The sequence below is a fragment of the Actinomadura madurae genome, from assembly GCF_900115095.1.
In the GTDB taxonomy this organism is placed as follows: Bacteria; Actinomycetota; Actinomycetes; order Streptosporangiales; family Streptosporangiaceae; genus Spirillospora; species Spirillospora madurae.
This window is the reverse complement of sequence record NZ_FOVH01000006.1, coordinates 381,893-395,940: the sequence shown is the minus strand read 5'-3', so window position 1 is coordinate 395,940 and position 14,048 is coordinate 381,893. Positions and strand designations below refer to the sequence as shown.

Genomic DNA, 14,048 nt, shown 5'->3' with positions numbered 1-14,048 from the left:
CCCTACCGGTAAGGGTTGGAAAGCCCTCGGGGCGGCCGCTCGCGGCGCCGGCGGAGGCTCCGCCCCGTCACTGGGGCGCGGCGGCGCCGGCGAGCGGGAGCACGGCGGTGACGGCGAATCCGCCCTCCGGGCCCGGACCGGCGTCCAGCGTCCCCCCGACGCTGCGCGCCCGCTCGATCATCCCGAGGATCCCGAAACCCCCGGGCGTGTCGCCGGACGGGCCCCTCCCGTCGTCGGCGACCCGCACGACGAGGCCCCCGCCGTCCCGGGCCAGGCTCACCTCCACGCGGGTCGCGGCGGCGTGCTTGACAACGTTGGTCAGGGCCTCCTGGACGATCCGGTACGCCGCGACGCCGATCTCCGGCGGCAGCGTCCCCACGTCCCCCTCCCGGAGGTCGACCTCGAGCCCGCCGGCGCGGGCGTCCCGCGCCAGCCCGGCGATGCCGTCCGCTCCGGGCAGCGTCCCCGGCGCCCGCACGTCGGTGCCCCGCAGGACCTGGAGGGTGCCGCGCAGCTCCGTCCGGGCGTCCCGGCAGGTGTCGGCGATCGAGGCGAGCGCGTCGGCCAGCTCCTGCCGGTCGAGCGGCCGGTCCGCGCGCACCAGATGGGCCGCGGCACCGGCCCGGACGCCGATCAGGGTGATGCTGTGCGCCAGGAGGTCGTGCAGGTCGCGGGCGATCCGCAGCCGCTCCTCGGCGACCCGGCGCCGCGCCTCCTCCTCGCGCGTCCGCTCCGCGCGCTCGGCCCGCTCGGTGATGGTCGCGAGCCGCGCCCGGTGCACCCGCCACACCTGGACGGCGATCACGACGGACACCACGGCCTCGATGACGGCGATCTGCTCGTGCAGCGAGCCGCCGCCCGCCCGCATCGCCATGGCGGCCACGCACACCGCGAGCAGGACCGCGGCGACGCTGAGGACGACCCGCACCCGGCGCCCGAGCACGGCGTAGGCGAACAGCGCGATCACCTCGGCGGGGACCAGCGCGTGGTGCTGGTACTGCGCGAGGTGGTACGGCAGCGCCAGGGCCACGAGCGCGACCAGGCCGGGCGCCGGCCACCGCCTGATCACCGCGAGCGGGAGGTGCGCCGCGGCCAGCAGCAGCGCCCCGGGCGCGTCGAGGCCTCGGACGCCCGGCCACAGCACCGCGACCGCGGCCGCGACCCCCGCCAGGAGCGTCGCGAGCAGAGCGTCCTTCGCCGTCACACCGGACCGGGGCACCGTCACCACGCGCCCATTCTCCAGGAGCCCCCGGCCCCCCGTGCATCACCCTGTGCTCCTGGAGGAAATGATCTCTCTCTTCGTGCGCTCCGCCCCGTTCCGCCACCCCGCCCTATAGTTCTGCAACACCCCGTCACGAAGGGCTGACAGTTGTCCGTCCCCCCGCCCGCCGTCCCCCCGCCCGACCTCCGCATGACGCTCGGCCGCCGAGCGTACCGATGGCCGTTCCGGATCTTCCTGGCCGCGCTCGCGGCCGGGCTCGCCGTCTCGCTGTCCACCCGCTCCAACGCCGAGGCCTGGGACCCGGAGAAGGCCCGCCAGGTCATCACCGCCTACGGCGGCGGCGCCGCGCTCGTCGCCCTCGCCGCCGTGCTCTGGGCCGTCCGGATCCATCGCACCCGCCTCATCGTGACCATCGGCGAGAAGGGCGTGACCCTCCGCCGCGGGCGACGGGAGGCCGCCGTGCCCGTGAGCGCCCTGCGAGCGGTCGGGATCACGTGGCCGGTCACCGACCCGGTCTGGACGCTCTGGCTGGAGTCCGAGGCGGCCCCCGACGTGGCGGCCGTCGCCGGGACCGACGGCCGCACGGTCACGCTGCTGCGGAACGGGTCGCTCCCTTCCGGATGGCTGGAGGCCGTGCGGGAGGCGACCACCGGCACCCTCGGCGTCGCCTGGCGCGTCGTCGACGACGAGGGCGAGGAGGTGCCGGCGCCAGGCGCGGACGCGCTGTCCTCGGCCCGCCGCGTCCTGGTGGACGGCAGGGGGCGGTACCGCGACGAGCGCGGCGGGGCCCTCCTCGCCGTCGCCTGCGGGAGGCTCGCCAAGCGGCCGGGGGGAAGGTCGGGCATGTTCCCGATGAACCCCGCCGCAGGGCGCCGGACGATCGTGCTGCGCGACCCCCACGCCCGCACGCTCCTCGTGTTCAGGCGGCGGTCCCGGCTGCTGGGCCGCGGCGCCATGCGCGTCCTCGACGCGGACGGCCGCCTCCTCGGGATCCTGCGCGGCGGGCAGGAGCCGTCCTTCCACACCACCGACGGCATGCTCCTCGGCAGCACCCGGCCGTCCGGCGACGGCTACGCCGTGACCGGCGTCGACGGGCGCAGGTCGGCCACGCTGCGGACCAGATCCACCGCCGACGACAGCCGCATGTACCTCGAGCGCTCGCCGTCCGCCCCGGACCCGCTCCGGACCCTCGTGCTGGCGCTCCCCATGATGGTGCGGATGGCCCGCCAGCTCTGACCCGCGGCGGCCCCCCGACCGCGGCCCCCTACCTCACGGACGGTGGTTGCGGCAAGCGGGGGCCGTCGGGTTAGCGTCGTGGACGACAGATCGCGGGGGCCCGGCGAACCGGGCTGAGATAGCGGCTGGGACGGCCGCTGACCGCATGAACCTGACCGGGTAATGCCGGCGTAGGGAGAGATCGAGTCGTCATGACCGAACCTGTGGTTCCAGCTGCCCGCAAGACGTACCTCCAGGGCTCGCGCCCGGACATCCGCGTGCCGATGCGGGAGGTGCCGCTGACCAGCGGCGACGCCGTCGTCCTGTACGACACGTCCGGGCCGTACACCGATCCCGGCCAGGACACCGACGTCCGCCGGGGCCTGCCGCCGCTGCGGGAGGCGTGGATCACCGAGCGCGGCGACACCGCCGCCTACGAGGGGCGCGCGGCGCGTCCCGAGGACGACGGGCGCCGGTCGGCGCCCGTCCGGGAGGGGTTCCTGCCGCGCCGGCCGCGCCGCGCGACCGGCGGCGCGGTGACCCAGCGCGCGTACGCGCGGCGCGGCGAGATCACGCCGGAGATGGAGTTCGCGGCGCTGCGCGAGGGCGTGCCGCCGGAGTTCGTCCGGGACGAGCTGGCCGCCGGGCGGGCCGTGCTGCCGGCCAACGTCAACCACCCCGAGATCGAGCCGATGGTCATCGGGCGGAACTTCCTGGTGAAGGTGAACGCGAACATCGGCAACTCGGCGGTCGCGTCCTCGATCGAGGACGAGGTCGAGAAGATGACGTGGGCGACCCGCTGGGGCGCCGACACGATCATGGACCTGTCCACCGGGAAGGACATCCACACCACCCGCGAGTGGATCCTGCGGAACTCGCCGGTGCCGGTCGGGACCGTCCCGCTGTACCAGGCGGTGGAGAAGGTCGGCGGCGACCCGGCCGAGCTGACCTACGACGTCTTCCGCGACACGGTGATCGAGCAGGCCGAGCAGGGCGTGGACTACATGACCGTCCACGCCGGGGTGCTGCTCCCGTACGTGCCGCTGACGGCGCGGCGCAAGACGGGGATCGTGTCGCGGGGCGGGTCGATCATGGCGGCCTGGTGCCTGGCGCACCACGAGGAGAACTTCCTCTACACGCACTTCCGCGAGCTGTGCGAGATCTTCGCCGCGTACGACATCACCTGGTCGCTCGGGGACGGCCTGCGCCCCGGCTCGATCGCCGACGCCAACGACGAGGCGCAGTTCGCCGAGCTGCGCACCCAGGGCGGGCTGACGAGGATCGCGGCCGAGTACGGCAACCAGGTGATGAACGAGGGCCCGGGGCACGTCCCGATGCACAAGATCAAGGAGAACGTCGACCTGCAGCAGGAGTGGTGCGACGGGGCGCCGTTCTACACGCTCGGGCCGCTGACCACCGACATCGCCCCCGGCTACGACCACATCACCTCGGCGATCGGCGCCGCGATGATCGGCTGGCACGGCACCGCGATGCTCTGCTACGTCACGCCGAAGGAGCACCTCGGGCTCCCGGACCGCGACGACGTCAAGGCCGGCGTGATCGCCTACAAGATCGCCGCGCACGCCGCGGACCTCGCCAAGGGCCATCCGGGCGCGCAGGCCTGGGACGACGCGCTGTCGGACGCCAGATTCGACTTCCGGTGGGAGGACCAGTTCAACCTGTCCCTCGACCCGGACACCGCCCGCGCGTTCCATGACGCGACGCTCCCGGCGGCGCCCGCGAAGACCGCGCACTTCTGCTCGATGTGCGGCCCGCACTTCTGCTCGATGAAGATCACGCGGGACGTCCGGCGGTACGCGGGCGAGCGGGGCCTGGCCGAGGACGAGGCCCTCACCGCCGGGATGCGGGAGAAGGCCGAGGAGTTCAGGGCCGGCGGCGGGCGCGTCTACCTGCCGATCTCCCCCGGCGGCTCCTGACCGTCCGCCGCGGGGGCCGCGGCGCCGCGCGCCGCGGCCCCCGCGCGCCCCGGCACCTCCCCGGCGGGAGGTCGCGGGACGGCCGCGGCTAGGATCGAGGGACCGTTCCAAAGCCGCGGATCCCCTCGACTCGCCGCAGGCCCGCCCTACCCGCCGGGAAGGACCGACGACCCAGGTGACCAGCGACGACACGCCGAAGGCCCGCGCCCGGCCGGTACGGGCGGACGTGCGCCGCAACCGCGCCCGGCTACTCGCCGCGGCGCGCGAGGCGTTCCAGCGCGACGGGGCCGGCGCGTCCCTGGAGGGCGTCGCCCGGCTCGCCGGCGTCGGCATCGGCACGCTCTACCGGCACTTCCCGACCCGGCAGGACCTGCTGGAGGCGGTGCTCGCCGACGTCTACGACCGGCTCGCCGCGGAGGCGCGCGGCCTCATGGCCTCTCCCGCGCCCGGCGAGGCGCTGATGACCTGGCTGCGGACGTTCATCGCGGAGGTCACCGCGTTCCCGGGGATGGCGGCGTCGGCGATGGTGGCGCTGCGCGGCGAGGGCCCGGAGCCGTCGCCGTCCCGCCGGGCGATGCACGAGGCGGGCGGGGCGCTGTTCGCCCGCGCGCAGCGGGCCGGCGACGCGCCCGCCGGCGTCCCCTTCACCGACGTGCTGAGGCTCGCGGGCGCGATCGCGGCGGTCACCGAGCGCGAGCCGGAGGCCGCCGGGCGGCTGCTGTCGCTGGCGGCCACGGGGGTGGCGCCGGGCAAGGGGCGCTAGAGGCTCGGGAAGTCCGGGTACGGGCGGCCGGTCTCCGGGTCGGGCAGGATGCGCCGCGGGCCGCGGGGCGCCTCGGCCCATTGGCGCCATTCGCGCGGGTAGCCGACCGATACCTCGATGTGCGGGACGGCTCCGGTCCAGATCGTCCGCGGGATGTGCAGGTGCCCGTACACGACGGACACCGCGCCGAACCTCGCGTGCCAGTCCGCGGTGCGCTCGGTGCCGCACCACTGGGCGAACTCGGGGTACCACAGGACGCGGGTGGGCTCGCGGACGAGCGGCCAGTGGTTGACGAGCACGGTCCGCGTCCCCGGCTCCAGTTCGGCCAGGCGCCGCTCGGTGTAGGCGATCCGGGCGTCGCACCAGGCGTCCCGCGTGGGGTGCGGATCGGGGTGCAGGTAGACCTCGTCGGTGCACACGACCCCCGACTCGTGGGCGACCTTGAGCGCCTCTTCCTTGGTGGACGTCCCCTCCGGCCGGAAGGTGTAGTCGTAGAGGACGAACAGCGGCGCGATCGTCACCGGGCCGCCCTCGCCGTCCCAGACGGGGTACGGGTCCTCGGGGGTCAGCACCCCGAGGTCGCGGCACAGGTCGACGAGCCCGCGGTAGCGGGCCTCGCCGCGCAGCTGGACCGGGTCGTCCTTGATGGTCCACAGCTCGTGGTTGCCGGGCGCCCACAGCACCGTCGCGTAGCGGTCGCGGAGCGCGCGGAGCGCCCACTCGATCTCGGCGAAGCGCTCGGCGACGTCGCCGGCCACGATCAGCCAGTCGTCCTCGGACCCGGGCCGCATCTCCTCGACGAACGCGCGGTTCTCGGAGAATCCGACGTGCAGATCGCTGATCGCATAGACGCCGCCCATCCAGAGATCGTATTCCCCGCGCCCTTCCCGCCGTTCAGCCGCCGTCGGCGGGCAGGGTGAACAGGCGGATGTGGACGGGGCGGGCCCCCGGCGGGGCGTCCTCGCGGCCGTGGGCGTGCTCGTGCAGCAGCCGCACGTAGGCCTCGAAGAACTCCGCCAGCCCCTCCTCCGTCATGTGGGCGAAGCCGCGCGACAGCAGCGCCCAGGAGCGTTCCCGCTCGTAGGCGCCGGGCAGCCCGCGCAGCATCTCCATGTCCTCGGCGTGGCCGGCCCTGAGCAGCTCGTCCAGGACGGGGCGGTCCTCGGGCGGCAGCGAGGCGGGGTCGGGCATCCGGACGTCCCGCGGGCCCTCGGCCCGGCGCCACCAGCGCTCCCGGCCGGCGGACCGCTCCGGGATCTCCTCGATGAACCCGTGCTTCTCCAGCTGCCGCAGGTGGTAGCTGGTCGTGCCGGTGTTGGCGCCCAGCGCCTCGCCGATCGTCGTGGACGTCGCGGGGCCGTGGACCCGCAGCCGGTGCAGGATCCGGCGCCGCAGCGGATGGCTCAGCGCCTTCATCCGCCCCGGGTCGTCCAGGATGACGGGCTCCTCGTCGTCCTTCATGGGGAGAAGCCTAGTACCGCAGACGGATATTTGCAGAGAACTCTTTGCAGAGTTTTCTCTGTAGTTCTAGGGTCACCGGCATGAAGACAGCGATGACCCTCCTCGTGGCACTCCTGCTCGGCGCCCTGAGCGCGGCGCCCGCCGGGGCCGCGCCGCCGGAGGCCGGGCCGCCGGGGGCCGGCCCTGTCCCGGCACCGCCCGGCCTGACCTCGACCGAGGTGAGCTTCACCGGGTCCGGCGGGCTGACCCTGCACGGCTCGGTCCTGGCACCGGCCGCGAAGGGCCCGCCCCTGCCCGGCGTCGTCCTCGTCACCGGGTCCGGCGCCGGCGTGCCGCGCGAGCACCTGCGCACCGAGGCCGTCGAGTTCGCGCGGCGGGGACTCGCCGTGCTGATCTACGACAAGAGGTCGGAGGGGTACACCAAGCTCCGCCGCGACTACTCCGAGCTCGCCGGCGACGCGCTCGGAGGGCTGCGGGCGCTGCGCGCGCAGCCCGGCGTCGACCCCGCGAAGGTGGGCCTGTGGGGGCTCAGCGAGGGCGGCTGGGTCGCGCCGCTGGCCGCGTCCCGCTCGGCCGAGGCGGCCTTCGTGATCGTGGTGGGCGGCAACGCCATGACGCCGATCCGCCAGCAGAACTGGAACGAGACCTCCGCGCTGCGCCGGGAAGGCGTCTCCGGCTCGCTGACGGACCGCGGCAAGCCCGCCCTCGCGCGCCTCGCCGGCGACGTCGGCCTGTTCGCCGAGGCCCACTTCGACGCCGAGGGCGTCCTGCGGCGCGTGCGGCAGCCGCTGCTCGGCATCTGGGGCGAGTACGACCTGCAGACCCCGCCCGAGGAGAACCCGCCGCTGTTCGCGCGGGCGCTGCGGCAGGGCGGGAACACCCGCTACACGTTCCGGTTCTTCCCCGACGCCGACCACGGCGCGCACAGGACGCCGGACCGCGGGATCACCCGCGGCGCCGAACTGGCCCCCGGCTACGCCGACCTCGTCGCGACCTGGGTGCGGGACGTGACCGGCGGGAAGGCGCCGGAGGCCGACGCGGCCACGCCGCCCCGGCAGGAGCACGCGAGCGTCGATCTGCCGCCGCTGAGGTGGTGGGAGTCGCGGTGGGCGCAGCTCGCCGCGGCGGTGCTGTTCCTCGTGGCGTTCACCGCGTACCCGCTGGTGGCGCTGGTGCGGAGGGTGCGCGGGCGGAGGGTGCGGCCGGTGAGCCGCTGGCCGCGCGTGCTGGCCGCCGCCGGTCTCGCCGCCGCGTTCGGCCCGGTCGTCTACCTGTTCTACCTGGTGGCCGGCTCCGCGCCCGATCCGGGGCCCGTCCTCGGCGGCCGGCCCCTGCCGTGGCTGATCCTGCAGGCGCTCGCCGTGGCCGCGGTCGTGGCGGCGGCCGGCAGCGCGGTGGCGTGGCGGCGGGCGGCGGCGGTCCCGCCGGGCGAGCGGGTCCGGCTCGGCCTCCTGATCGCCGCAGGCGCGGTGCTCGTCCCGTGGGGCCTGCACTGGGGGGTGCTGCTGCCGTGACGGACGCGGCCCGTGCTCCTTGCCAGGGCACGGGCCGCGTCCGCCTTGCGTGATCTCAGTTGTTCCTTCCCCAGAGGTACACCCCCAGGCTCATGGCGAGGAGGCTCGCCCAGCTGAACACCGCGCGCGCCGTGTTCCAGGCCGTCCAGCGCCCGGAGTGGTCCGACCAGATCTTCGCCGCCTCGGCCGTGTCGGCGGGGATCGTGACGGCGTCCAGGGCGTTGTTCATCGGGATGTTCACCGCGAAGGTCGGGACCAGCGCGCCCGCGAAGTACACGCCCGCGGCGACGAAGAACAGCAGGGCCGCCGCCTTCTGGTCCAAGGTCAGCAGGAACACCCCCGCCGCGATCGCCACGACCGGCACCAGCATGAACATCGCGATGAAGACCGGGTTCTGGATCTTCTGGTTGATGCCCTGCATCGCGTCGATCGCCGAGGCGGGCTTCGCGGCGTTCAGGCCCGGCATCACGCCGGTGGAGAAGCCGAAGAACGTCCCGGCCATGCCGGCCGCCATGATGAGGGAGAGCGTCACCGAGACGCCCGCGAGAGCCGATCTCATGATCTGTCTCCAATCCGTGGGAGGGGGTGGCGTCAGGGGTTCCAGATGCCGCTGGCGGCGGTCTCCCGCGCGTAGCCGGCGAAGTCCCGCGGCTCGCGGCCGAGGGCGCGCCGGACGCCGTCGGCGGGCCGGGCGTTGCGGCCGTCCAGGACGGTCGTGAACAGGTAGGTCAGGAACCCGATGAGCTCCTCGGGCAGGCCCTGCTCCGCGAGCGCCGCCGCGTAGTCCTCGGCGCCGACCCGGACGTAGGCGATCTCCCGGCCGCAGGCGCGGCCGATCTCGGCGGCGGCCTCGGCGAAGGTGAGCGCCCGCGGGCCCGTCACCTCGTAGACCTCGCCGGCGTGCCCGTCGCCGGTGAGCGCCTCGGCGGCCACGTCCGCGATGTCGCCCGCGTCGATGAACGGCTCGGGCACGTCGCCCGCCGGGAGGGCCACCTCGCCGGCCAGGACGGCGTCGAGGAGGTAGTCCTCGCTGAAGTTCTGCGCGAACCAGCTCGACCGCACGACCGTCCACGCGAGGCCGGACTCCTGGACGATGCGCTCGCACTCCTGCGCCTCCGGCTCGCCGCGTCCCGACAGCAGGACAACGTGCCGGACGCCCGCCTCCACCGCGGCGCCCGTGAACGCGCGGACGGCCGCGGGCGCTCCGGGGGCGGCCAGGTCCGGGTAGTAGGACAGGTAGACCTTCTCGACGTCCCGCAGGACGGGCGCCCAGGTCCCCTCGTCCTCCCAGTCGAAGGCCGGCGACGCCGACCGCGAGCCCATCCGGACCGGGACGTCCCGGGCCTCCAGCCGCTCGACGACGCGGCGGCCGGTCTTCCCGGTCCCGCCGAGGACCAGGATGAGGCCGCTCTCGATGATGTTCTCCGTCGTGTTCGTCATGCCCTTGAGTCAACAGCCGGCCGTTGCCAACGACCATCGTTGAGAAGCTCGCCTCCATACGCGAGCGTCTACGCTGATGCCATGGACGCTCTGGCCGACCTCCTCGACGGTCCGCGCGCACGGGGGGCGTTCATGCTGCGCGTCGCCCTGGCGCCGCCCTGGTCGATCCGGATCCAGGACGAGGCGCCGCTGTGCCTGCTCTCGATGATCAGGGACGACGCCTGGCTGCTCCCGGACGACGGGGAGCCGCAGCGCGTCGTCCCCGGCGACATGGTCATCTTCCGGGGACCCGACCACTACACCGTCAGCGACGACCCCGAGACCGAGCCGCAGATCGTCATCCACCCTGGGCAGCGCTGCACGACCCCCGACGGGACGAGCCTGTCGGGGGCGATGGACCTCGGCGTCCGCGCCTGGGGCAACGACCCCGACGGGTCGACGGTGATGCTGATCGGCGCCTACCAGATGCGCGGCGCCGTCACGCGGCGGCTGCTGTCCGCGCTGCCGGCGATGGCGGTCGTCCGCGGCGACACCTGGCGGTCGCCGCTCGTCGGCGTGCTGCAGGAGGAGATCGGCAAGGACGAGCCCGGCCAGGACGTCGTGCTCGACCGGCTGCTCGACCTGCTGCTCATCGCGACGCTGCGCGCCTGGTTCTCCCGGCCGGACGCCGAGGCGCCCGGCTGGTACCGCGCCCACGGCGACGCCGTCGTCGGCCCCGCGCTGCGGCTGCTGCACGAGGACCTGTCGCACCCGTGGACGGTCGCCGACCTGGCGGCGAGGGTCGGCGTGTCCCGCGCCGCGCTCGCGCAGCGGTTCACCCGGGAGATCGGGGAGCCGCCCATGTCGTACCTGACGGGCGTCCGCCTCGCCCAGGCCGCCGACCTGCTCCGGGAGAGCGACGCCACGCTGGACGCCGTGGCGCGCCAGGTCGGCTACGGCAACGCGTTCGCGCTGAGCACCGCCTTCAAGCGGGTACACGGCGTGAGCCCGCAGGAGTACCGGACCGGCGCGGTCCCCGTCGGCTAGTTTCGCGTGCCGCCGGACGCCTAGTGCTGCGGGCGGAGGGTGGGCTCGGCGCGGACGGGCGAGTCGTCGGCCGCGTCCGGGATGAACGGGACGACGAACGCGTACTCGGCCAGGACGGCCTCGGGCACCTCCCCCGACTCGCCGAACGCGGCGATCTCGCCCCAGCAGGGTGAGCCCAGCGACCCGCTGCGGTGCCGGACCGAGAGGCCCGCGCACAGGTTGGCGAACCGGAGCCGCTCGGCGAGCGGCAGTCCGGCGAGGGTGGCGAACACGAACCCGGCGGCGAACACGTCGCCCGCGCCGGTCGGGTCGAGGGCCTCGACCGGCAGCGCGCTCGTCTCGGCCCGCTCCCCCGACCGGGAGTCGATGGCGATCGCGCCGTCGCCGCCGCATTTGACCACGACGACCGGCACCCGCGCGGCGAGCGCCTCGGCCGCGTCCGCCGGGGTGCGGGTGCGGGTGTAGGACATCGCCTCGGCGGCGTTCGGCAGGAACGCGTCCACGTGCGCGAGCCGGTCGAGGACCTCGGCCGGCCAGGCGCCGGTCTGGTCCCAGCCGAGGTCGCCGAAGACCAGCGCGCCGCGCTCGCGCATCCGGCCGGCCCACGCCGGCACCGGCCGGTCGACGTCCACGAAGCAGGCCCGCGCGGCCGGCGGCGGCGCGCCGAGGTCGTCCAGCGGGGACGGGACCGGCCGGGCGAACGTCACCATGCTGCGGTCGGAGTCGTAGGCCATCGACACCGTGACCGGCGTCGACCAGCCCCGCACCCGGCGCGACAGCCCGAGGTCGACGCCCTCCTGCTCGGCGAGCGTGCGCCACAGGTAGGCGCCGAACATGTCGTCGCCGAACGGCGCCGCGAGCCCGACCCGCAGGCCGAGCCGGCTCATCGCGACCGCGATGTTGGCGACGCCGCCGGGCGCGGAGCCGAGCCCGTCGGTGACGATCTCGGTGCCCGGCGGCGGCAGCCCCGGCAGCCCGGTGAAGATCATGTCCATGAAGACCTGGCCGGACAGGAACACGTCCAGCCCCGGGCGCTCTCCCGGGGCGCGCAGCCGCTCCCCCGCCGGCTCCCGCTCGGCGCAGGGATCGGCGAGGGACGGCTCGGGCGCCCGGCCCGGCGCGGTCTGCTGAGTCACGAGGCCCCCCATGGCGCGGCTCGGGCACGTGTTCCCACGGACCCTAGCCCGCGCCACCGACAACGACACCTACCTCGGAACGTACAGCCGAATGTCGTCCACCTGCGCGGATCCCTCGTAGAAGTTCATGTGCGGGTCACCGATCATGAACCGGTCCGGGTAGGCGGACCCGGCGGGCCAGGTGTCGCGGTCGACGAGGGTGCCGCCCGGTCCGGTCCAGGTCCAGTCGGCGTTGAAACGGCCGTCGTACTCGTCCGGGCGCTGGTTGTAGTGCCAGATCGGCTCGCCGTCCTGGACGAACGAGCGCGTGTACCGGAAGGTCGCCTTGCCCACGTGCGCGAAGACCCCGGACATCTCCATCGTGTAGGCGCCGCCACGCCGCTCGACCGCGAACGTGTAGGGCTCCCGGGGCAGCAGCTCGGGCCGGAGGTCGACGGTCGAGACGATCGCGCCGGCCTTCTTGAACCCGCACTCGCTCTCCATCAGGTACTCGGTGCCCGGCATCGTCGGGTACCGGCGGTCGTCGGTCATGAAGATCGCGTTGACGCCGTTGCCCGTCCCGGCGGAGTACGGCTCGTACTGCCCGGTGGCGGGGTTGCAGTACAGCAGGCCGGTGCCGGTGTACTTGTAGCGGTTGTAGCCGTCCATCGCGACCTTGCGGTGGCCGTGGATGAAGACGTTGTTGTGCGGCGCCACCCGCCGGTAGTCCATGATCGACATGTAGTAGAAGCCGTTGGAGTCGGTGCGCACGTCGGCCCACTCGCACTCCGGCCTGGCGAAGTCGCCGCCCGACGCCCACGGGAAGTTGGTCTTGCAGCCTTCGGGCGAGTAGCCGTTGATCCGGCCGTCCGGATAGTCCCAGAGCCCGCCTCGCTGGCCGCCGAAGTCCAGGCCGCGCAGGGTCATCTCCACCCGGTACTCGGCGGGCAGGTCGCGGGTGGAGCGGATGACGACTCCGGCCTGGTGGGCCGGCTCGTCCAGCCGCGCGACGCCGTCGCGGGACGTCAGCGACGGGGGCGCGTCCGGCCTCCCGTCCCCGTCGGTGTCGCGGGCGGCCAGCTCGGCGGTGAGCCAGCCGTGCTTCCCGAACGAGAAGGACTTGCGGTAGGTCTTCATCGTGGCGAGCTGCGTGCGGAACGCCGGGCCGCCCACCGTGTCGAAGAAGGCGCCGTCGTTGTCGTAGATGTCGACGTTGTAGGGGCTGGACGGGCCGTCGCCGTCCGGCTTCCACGGGAATCCGGCGTCGTCCAGGCGCCGGTCGAACGGCTCGGCCGACACCAGCCGCCATCCGTCGCGGGAACCGGGCGGGGCCGGCTCCGCGCTCGCCGGGGCCGCGGCCAGCGCCGCCGGCATGAGCGCCGGCAGCGCCAGCGCCACGGCACCGCGCACGAACTTCCTCATCTCGCCGCCTTTCCTCGCCGCGCACCCGGGGCGCGGCCTCGAACGGTCACGATCGACGCGCAGGACGATCTTCCGTGACGGTAGAGCGGGCCCGGCGGCCGTGACCACGGCGAACATCGCCAAAAGTGGTATTGACCAGTCGCCACAATGGGACATACCGTGTGCGGCGACAGGAACAGCGCCGAAGGAGGTGACGTGCGTGCCATCCGCTGGCGAGTCCCGCTCCATGAGCACGAAACGGCAGGCGGTGCGCCGCGAACTGCTCGTGATGATGGACGGGCTCGACGTCGGGGACGCGCTGCCGTCCGAGCGCCGGCTGGCGGAGGAGCTCGGGGTGTCCCGGCCGACGCTGCGCCAGGCCATCGACGGGCTCGTCGCCGACGGCCTGCTCGACCGGCGGCACGGGAGCGGCACCTACGTGGCCGAGCCCCGTATCGCGGTGTCGCTGACCATGACCTCGTTCACCGAGGACATGCTCCGGCGCGGCATGAAGCCGGGCGGCCGGGTGCTGTCGTTCCGCACCGAGCCGGCGGGGGCGCGGATCGGCAGGCGGCTGGCCCTGTCACCGGCCGAAGAGGTATTTACCATTCGGCGGCTCCGGCTCGCGGACGGCGCCACCATGGCCATCGAGACCCTCTACCTGCCGCGGGCGCTGATCCCGGGCCTGCGCCGGCACGACCTGGAGGGGCGGTCGTTCTACGAGCTGCTGCGCGGCCACGGCGTCGTGATCGCCTCGGGCACCGAGACGATCGAGCCGACCGTCACCACCGCCGAGGAGGCCGCCGAGCTGGACGTCCCGGTGCACACGCCGGCGTTCCTGTTCGAGCGGGTCACCAGGGACGAGGGCGGGCGGCCCCTGGAGTACGTCCGGTCCGTCTACCGCGGCGACCGGTACCGGCTGGAACTGGACCTGCGACCCCCCAACCACTGACC

Annotated in this window: 13 protein-coding genes and 1 riboswitch; of the genes, 6 read left to right on the top strand and 7 right to left on the bottom strand. The window is 74.3% G+C overall.

The annotated features are described in order from the left end of the window. Positions 1–67: 67 nt before the first annotated feature. Positions 68–1,228 carry a sensor histidine kinase gene (locus BM339_RS20045; RefSeq protein WP_218163699.1) on the bottom strand — a complete coding sequence of 387 codons (1,161 nt, stop codon included), beginning with the start codon at positions 1,226–1,228 and terminating at the stop codon, positions 68–70. A 141-nt stretch (positions 1,229–1,369) separates the two neighbouring features. On the opposite strand from BM339_RS20045, the gene BM339_RS20040 reads away from it, so the two are divergent. The 3 genes from BM339_RS20040 (at position 1,370) to BM339_RS20030 (ending at position 5,137) form a co-directional block, all read left to right on the top strand. Next, the gene (locus BM339_RS20040; protein WP_075021810.1) at positions 1,370–2,458 is read left to right on the top strand and encodes a hypothetical protein; all 1,089 of its coding nucleotides are present in this window, start codon (positions 1,370–1,372) and stop codon (positions 2,456–2,458) included. Positions 2,459–2,540: 82 nt separating this feature from the next. Next, a riboswitch (TPP riboswitch) is annotated at positions 2,541–2,654 on the top strand. Further along, positions 2,650–4,374, top strand: a complete 1,725-nt coding sequence (thiC, locus tag BM339_RS20035) for a phosphomethylpyrimidine synthase ThiC (protein ID WP_075021809.1) — start codon at positions 2,650–2,652, stop codon at positions 4,372–4,374. Its footprint overlaps the riboswitch before it by 5 nt. A gap of 175 nt (positions 4,375–4,549) precedes the next feature. Further along, on the top strand, positions 4,550–5,137 hold the full coding sequence (locus BM339_RS20030) for a TetR/AcrR family transcriptional regulator (protein WP_024936016.1): 588 nt from the start codon (positions 4,550–4,552) through the stop codon (positions 5,135–5,137). Here BM339_RS20030 and BM339_RS20025 read toward each other — a convergent pair. After that, complete coding sequence (locus tag BM339_RS20025) at positions 5,134–5,997, bottom strand: metallophosphoesterase family protein (RefSeq protein WP_021600221.1); 864 nt, start codon at positions 5,995–5,997, stop codon at positions 5,134–5,136. The two genes, BM339_RS20030 and BM339_RS20025, sit on opposite strands and share 4 nt — an antisense overlap. Positions 5,998–6,031: 34 nt before the next feature. Beyond that, positions 6,032–6,598 carry a helix-turn-helix domain-containing protein gene (locus tag BM339_RS20020; protein ID WP_021600220.1) on the bottom strand — a complete coding sequence of 189 codons (567 nt, stop codon included), beginning with the start codon at positions 6,596–6,598 and terminating at the stop codon, positions 6,032–6,034. Between the two features lie 80 nt (positions 6,599–6,678). Between BM339_RS20020 and BM339_RS20015 the strand changes: the two genes are divergently transcribed. Next, positions 6,679–8,112: an alpha/beta hydrolase family protein gene (locus BM339_RS20015; RefSeq protein ID WP_218163698.1), complete on the top strand. Its 1,434-nt coding sequence runs from the start codon at positions 6,679–6,681 to the stop codon at positions 8,110–8,112. Positions 8,113–8,167: 55 nt separating this feature from the next. Here the strand turns inward: BM339_RS20015 and BM339_RS20010 are convergent, their stop codons facing one another. Continuing rightward, positions 8,168–8,671, bottom strand: coding sequence for an anthrone oxygenase family protein (locus BM339_RS20010; protein ID WP_021598655.1), 504 nt, complete (start codon positions 8,669–8,671; stop codon positions 8,168–8,170). Positions 8,672–8,703: 32 nt separating this feature from the next. Further along, positions 8,704–9,552, bottom strand: coding sequence for an NAD(P)H-binding protein (locus tag BM339_RS20005; protein WP_021598656.1), 849 nt, complete (start codon positions 9,550–9,552; stop codon positions 8,704–8,706). 81 nt (positions 9,553–9,633) lie between these two features. On the opposite strand from BM339_RS20005, the gene BM339_RS20000 reads away from it, so the two are divergent. Then, on the top strand, positions 9,634–10,578 hold the full coding sequence (locus BM339_RS20000; protein ID WP_021598657.1) for an AraC family transcriptional regulator: 945 nt from the start codon (positions 9,634–9,636) through the stop codon (positions 10,576–10,578). 20 nt (positions 10,579–10,598) lie between these two features. On the opposite strand, the gene BM339_RS19995 is transcribed toward BM339_RS20000, so the two are convergent. After that, positions 10,599–11,714: a carbohydrate kinase family protein gene (locus BM339_RS19995; RefSeq protein WP_235206505.1), complete on the bottom strand. Its 1,116-nt coding sequence runs from the start codon at positions 11,712–11,714 to the stop codon at positions 10,599–10,601. A 69-nt stretch (positions 11,715–11,783) separates the two neighbouring features. Next, positions 11,784–13,115 carry a hypothetical protein gene (locus tag BM339_RS19990; protein ID WP_075021808.1) on the bottom strand — a complete coding sequence of 444 codons (1,332 nt, stop codon included), beginning with the start codon at positions 13,113–13,115 and terminating at the stop codon, positions 11,784–11,786. Between the two features lie 226 nt (positions 13,116–13,341). Here BM339_RS19990 and BM339_RS52310 point away from each other — a divergent pair, with 226 nt between their 5' ends. Next, positions 13,342–14,046, top strand: a complete 705-nt coding sequence (locus BM339_RS52310; protein WP_021598660.1) for a GntR family transcriptional regulator — start codon at positions 13,342–13,344, stop codon at positions 14,044–14,046. The last annotated feature ends 2 nt before the right edge of the window (positions 14,047–14,048 follow it).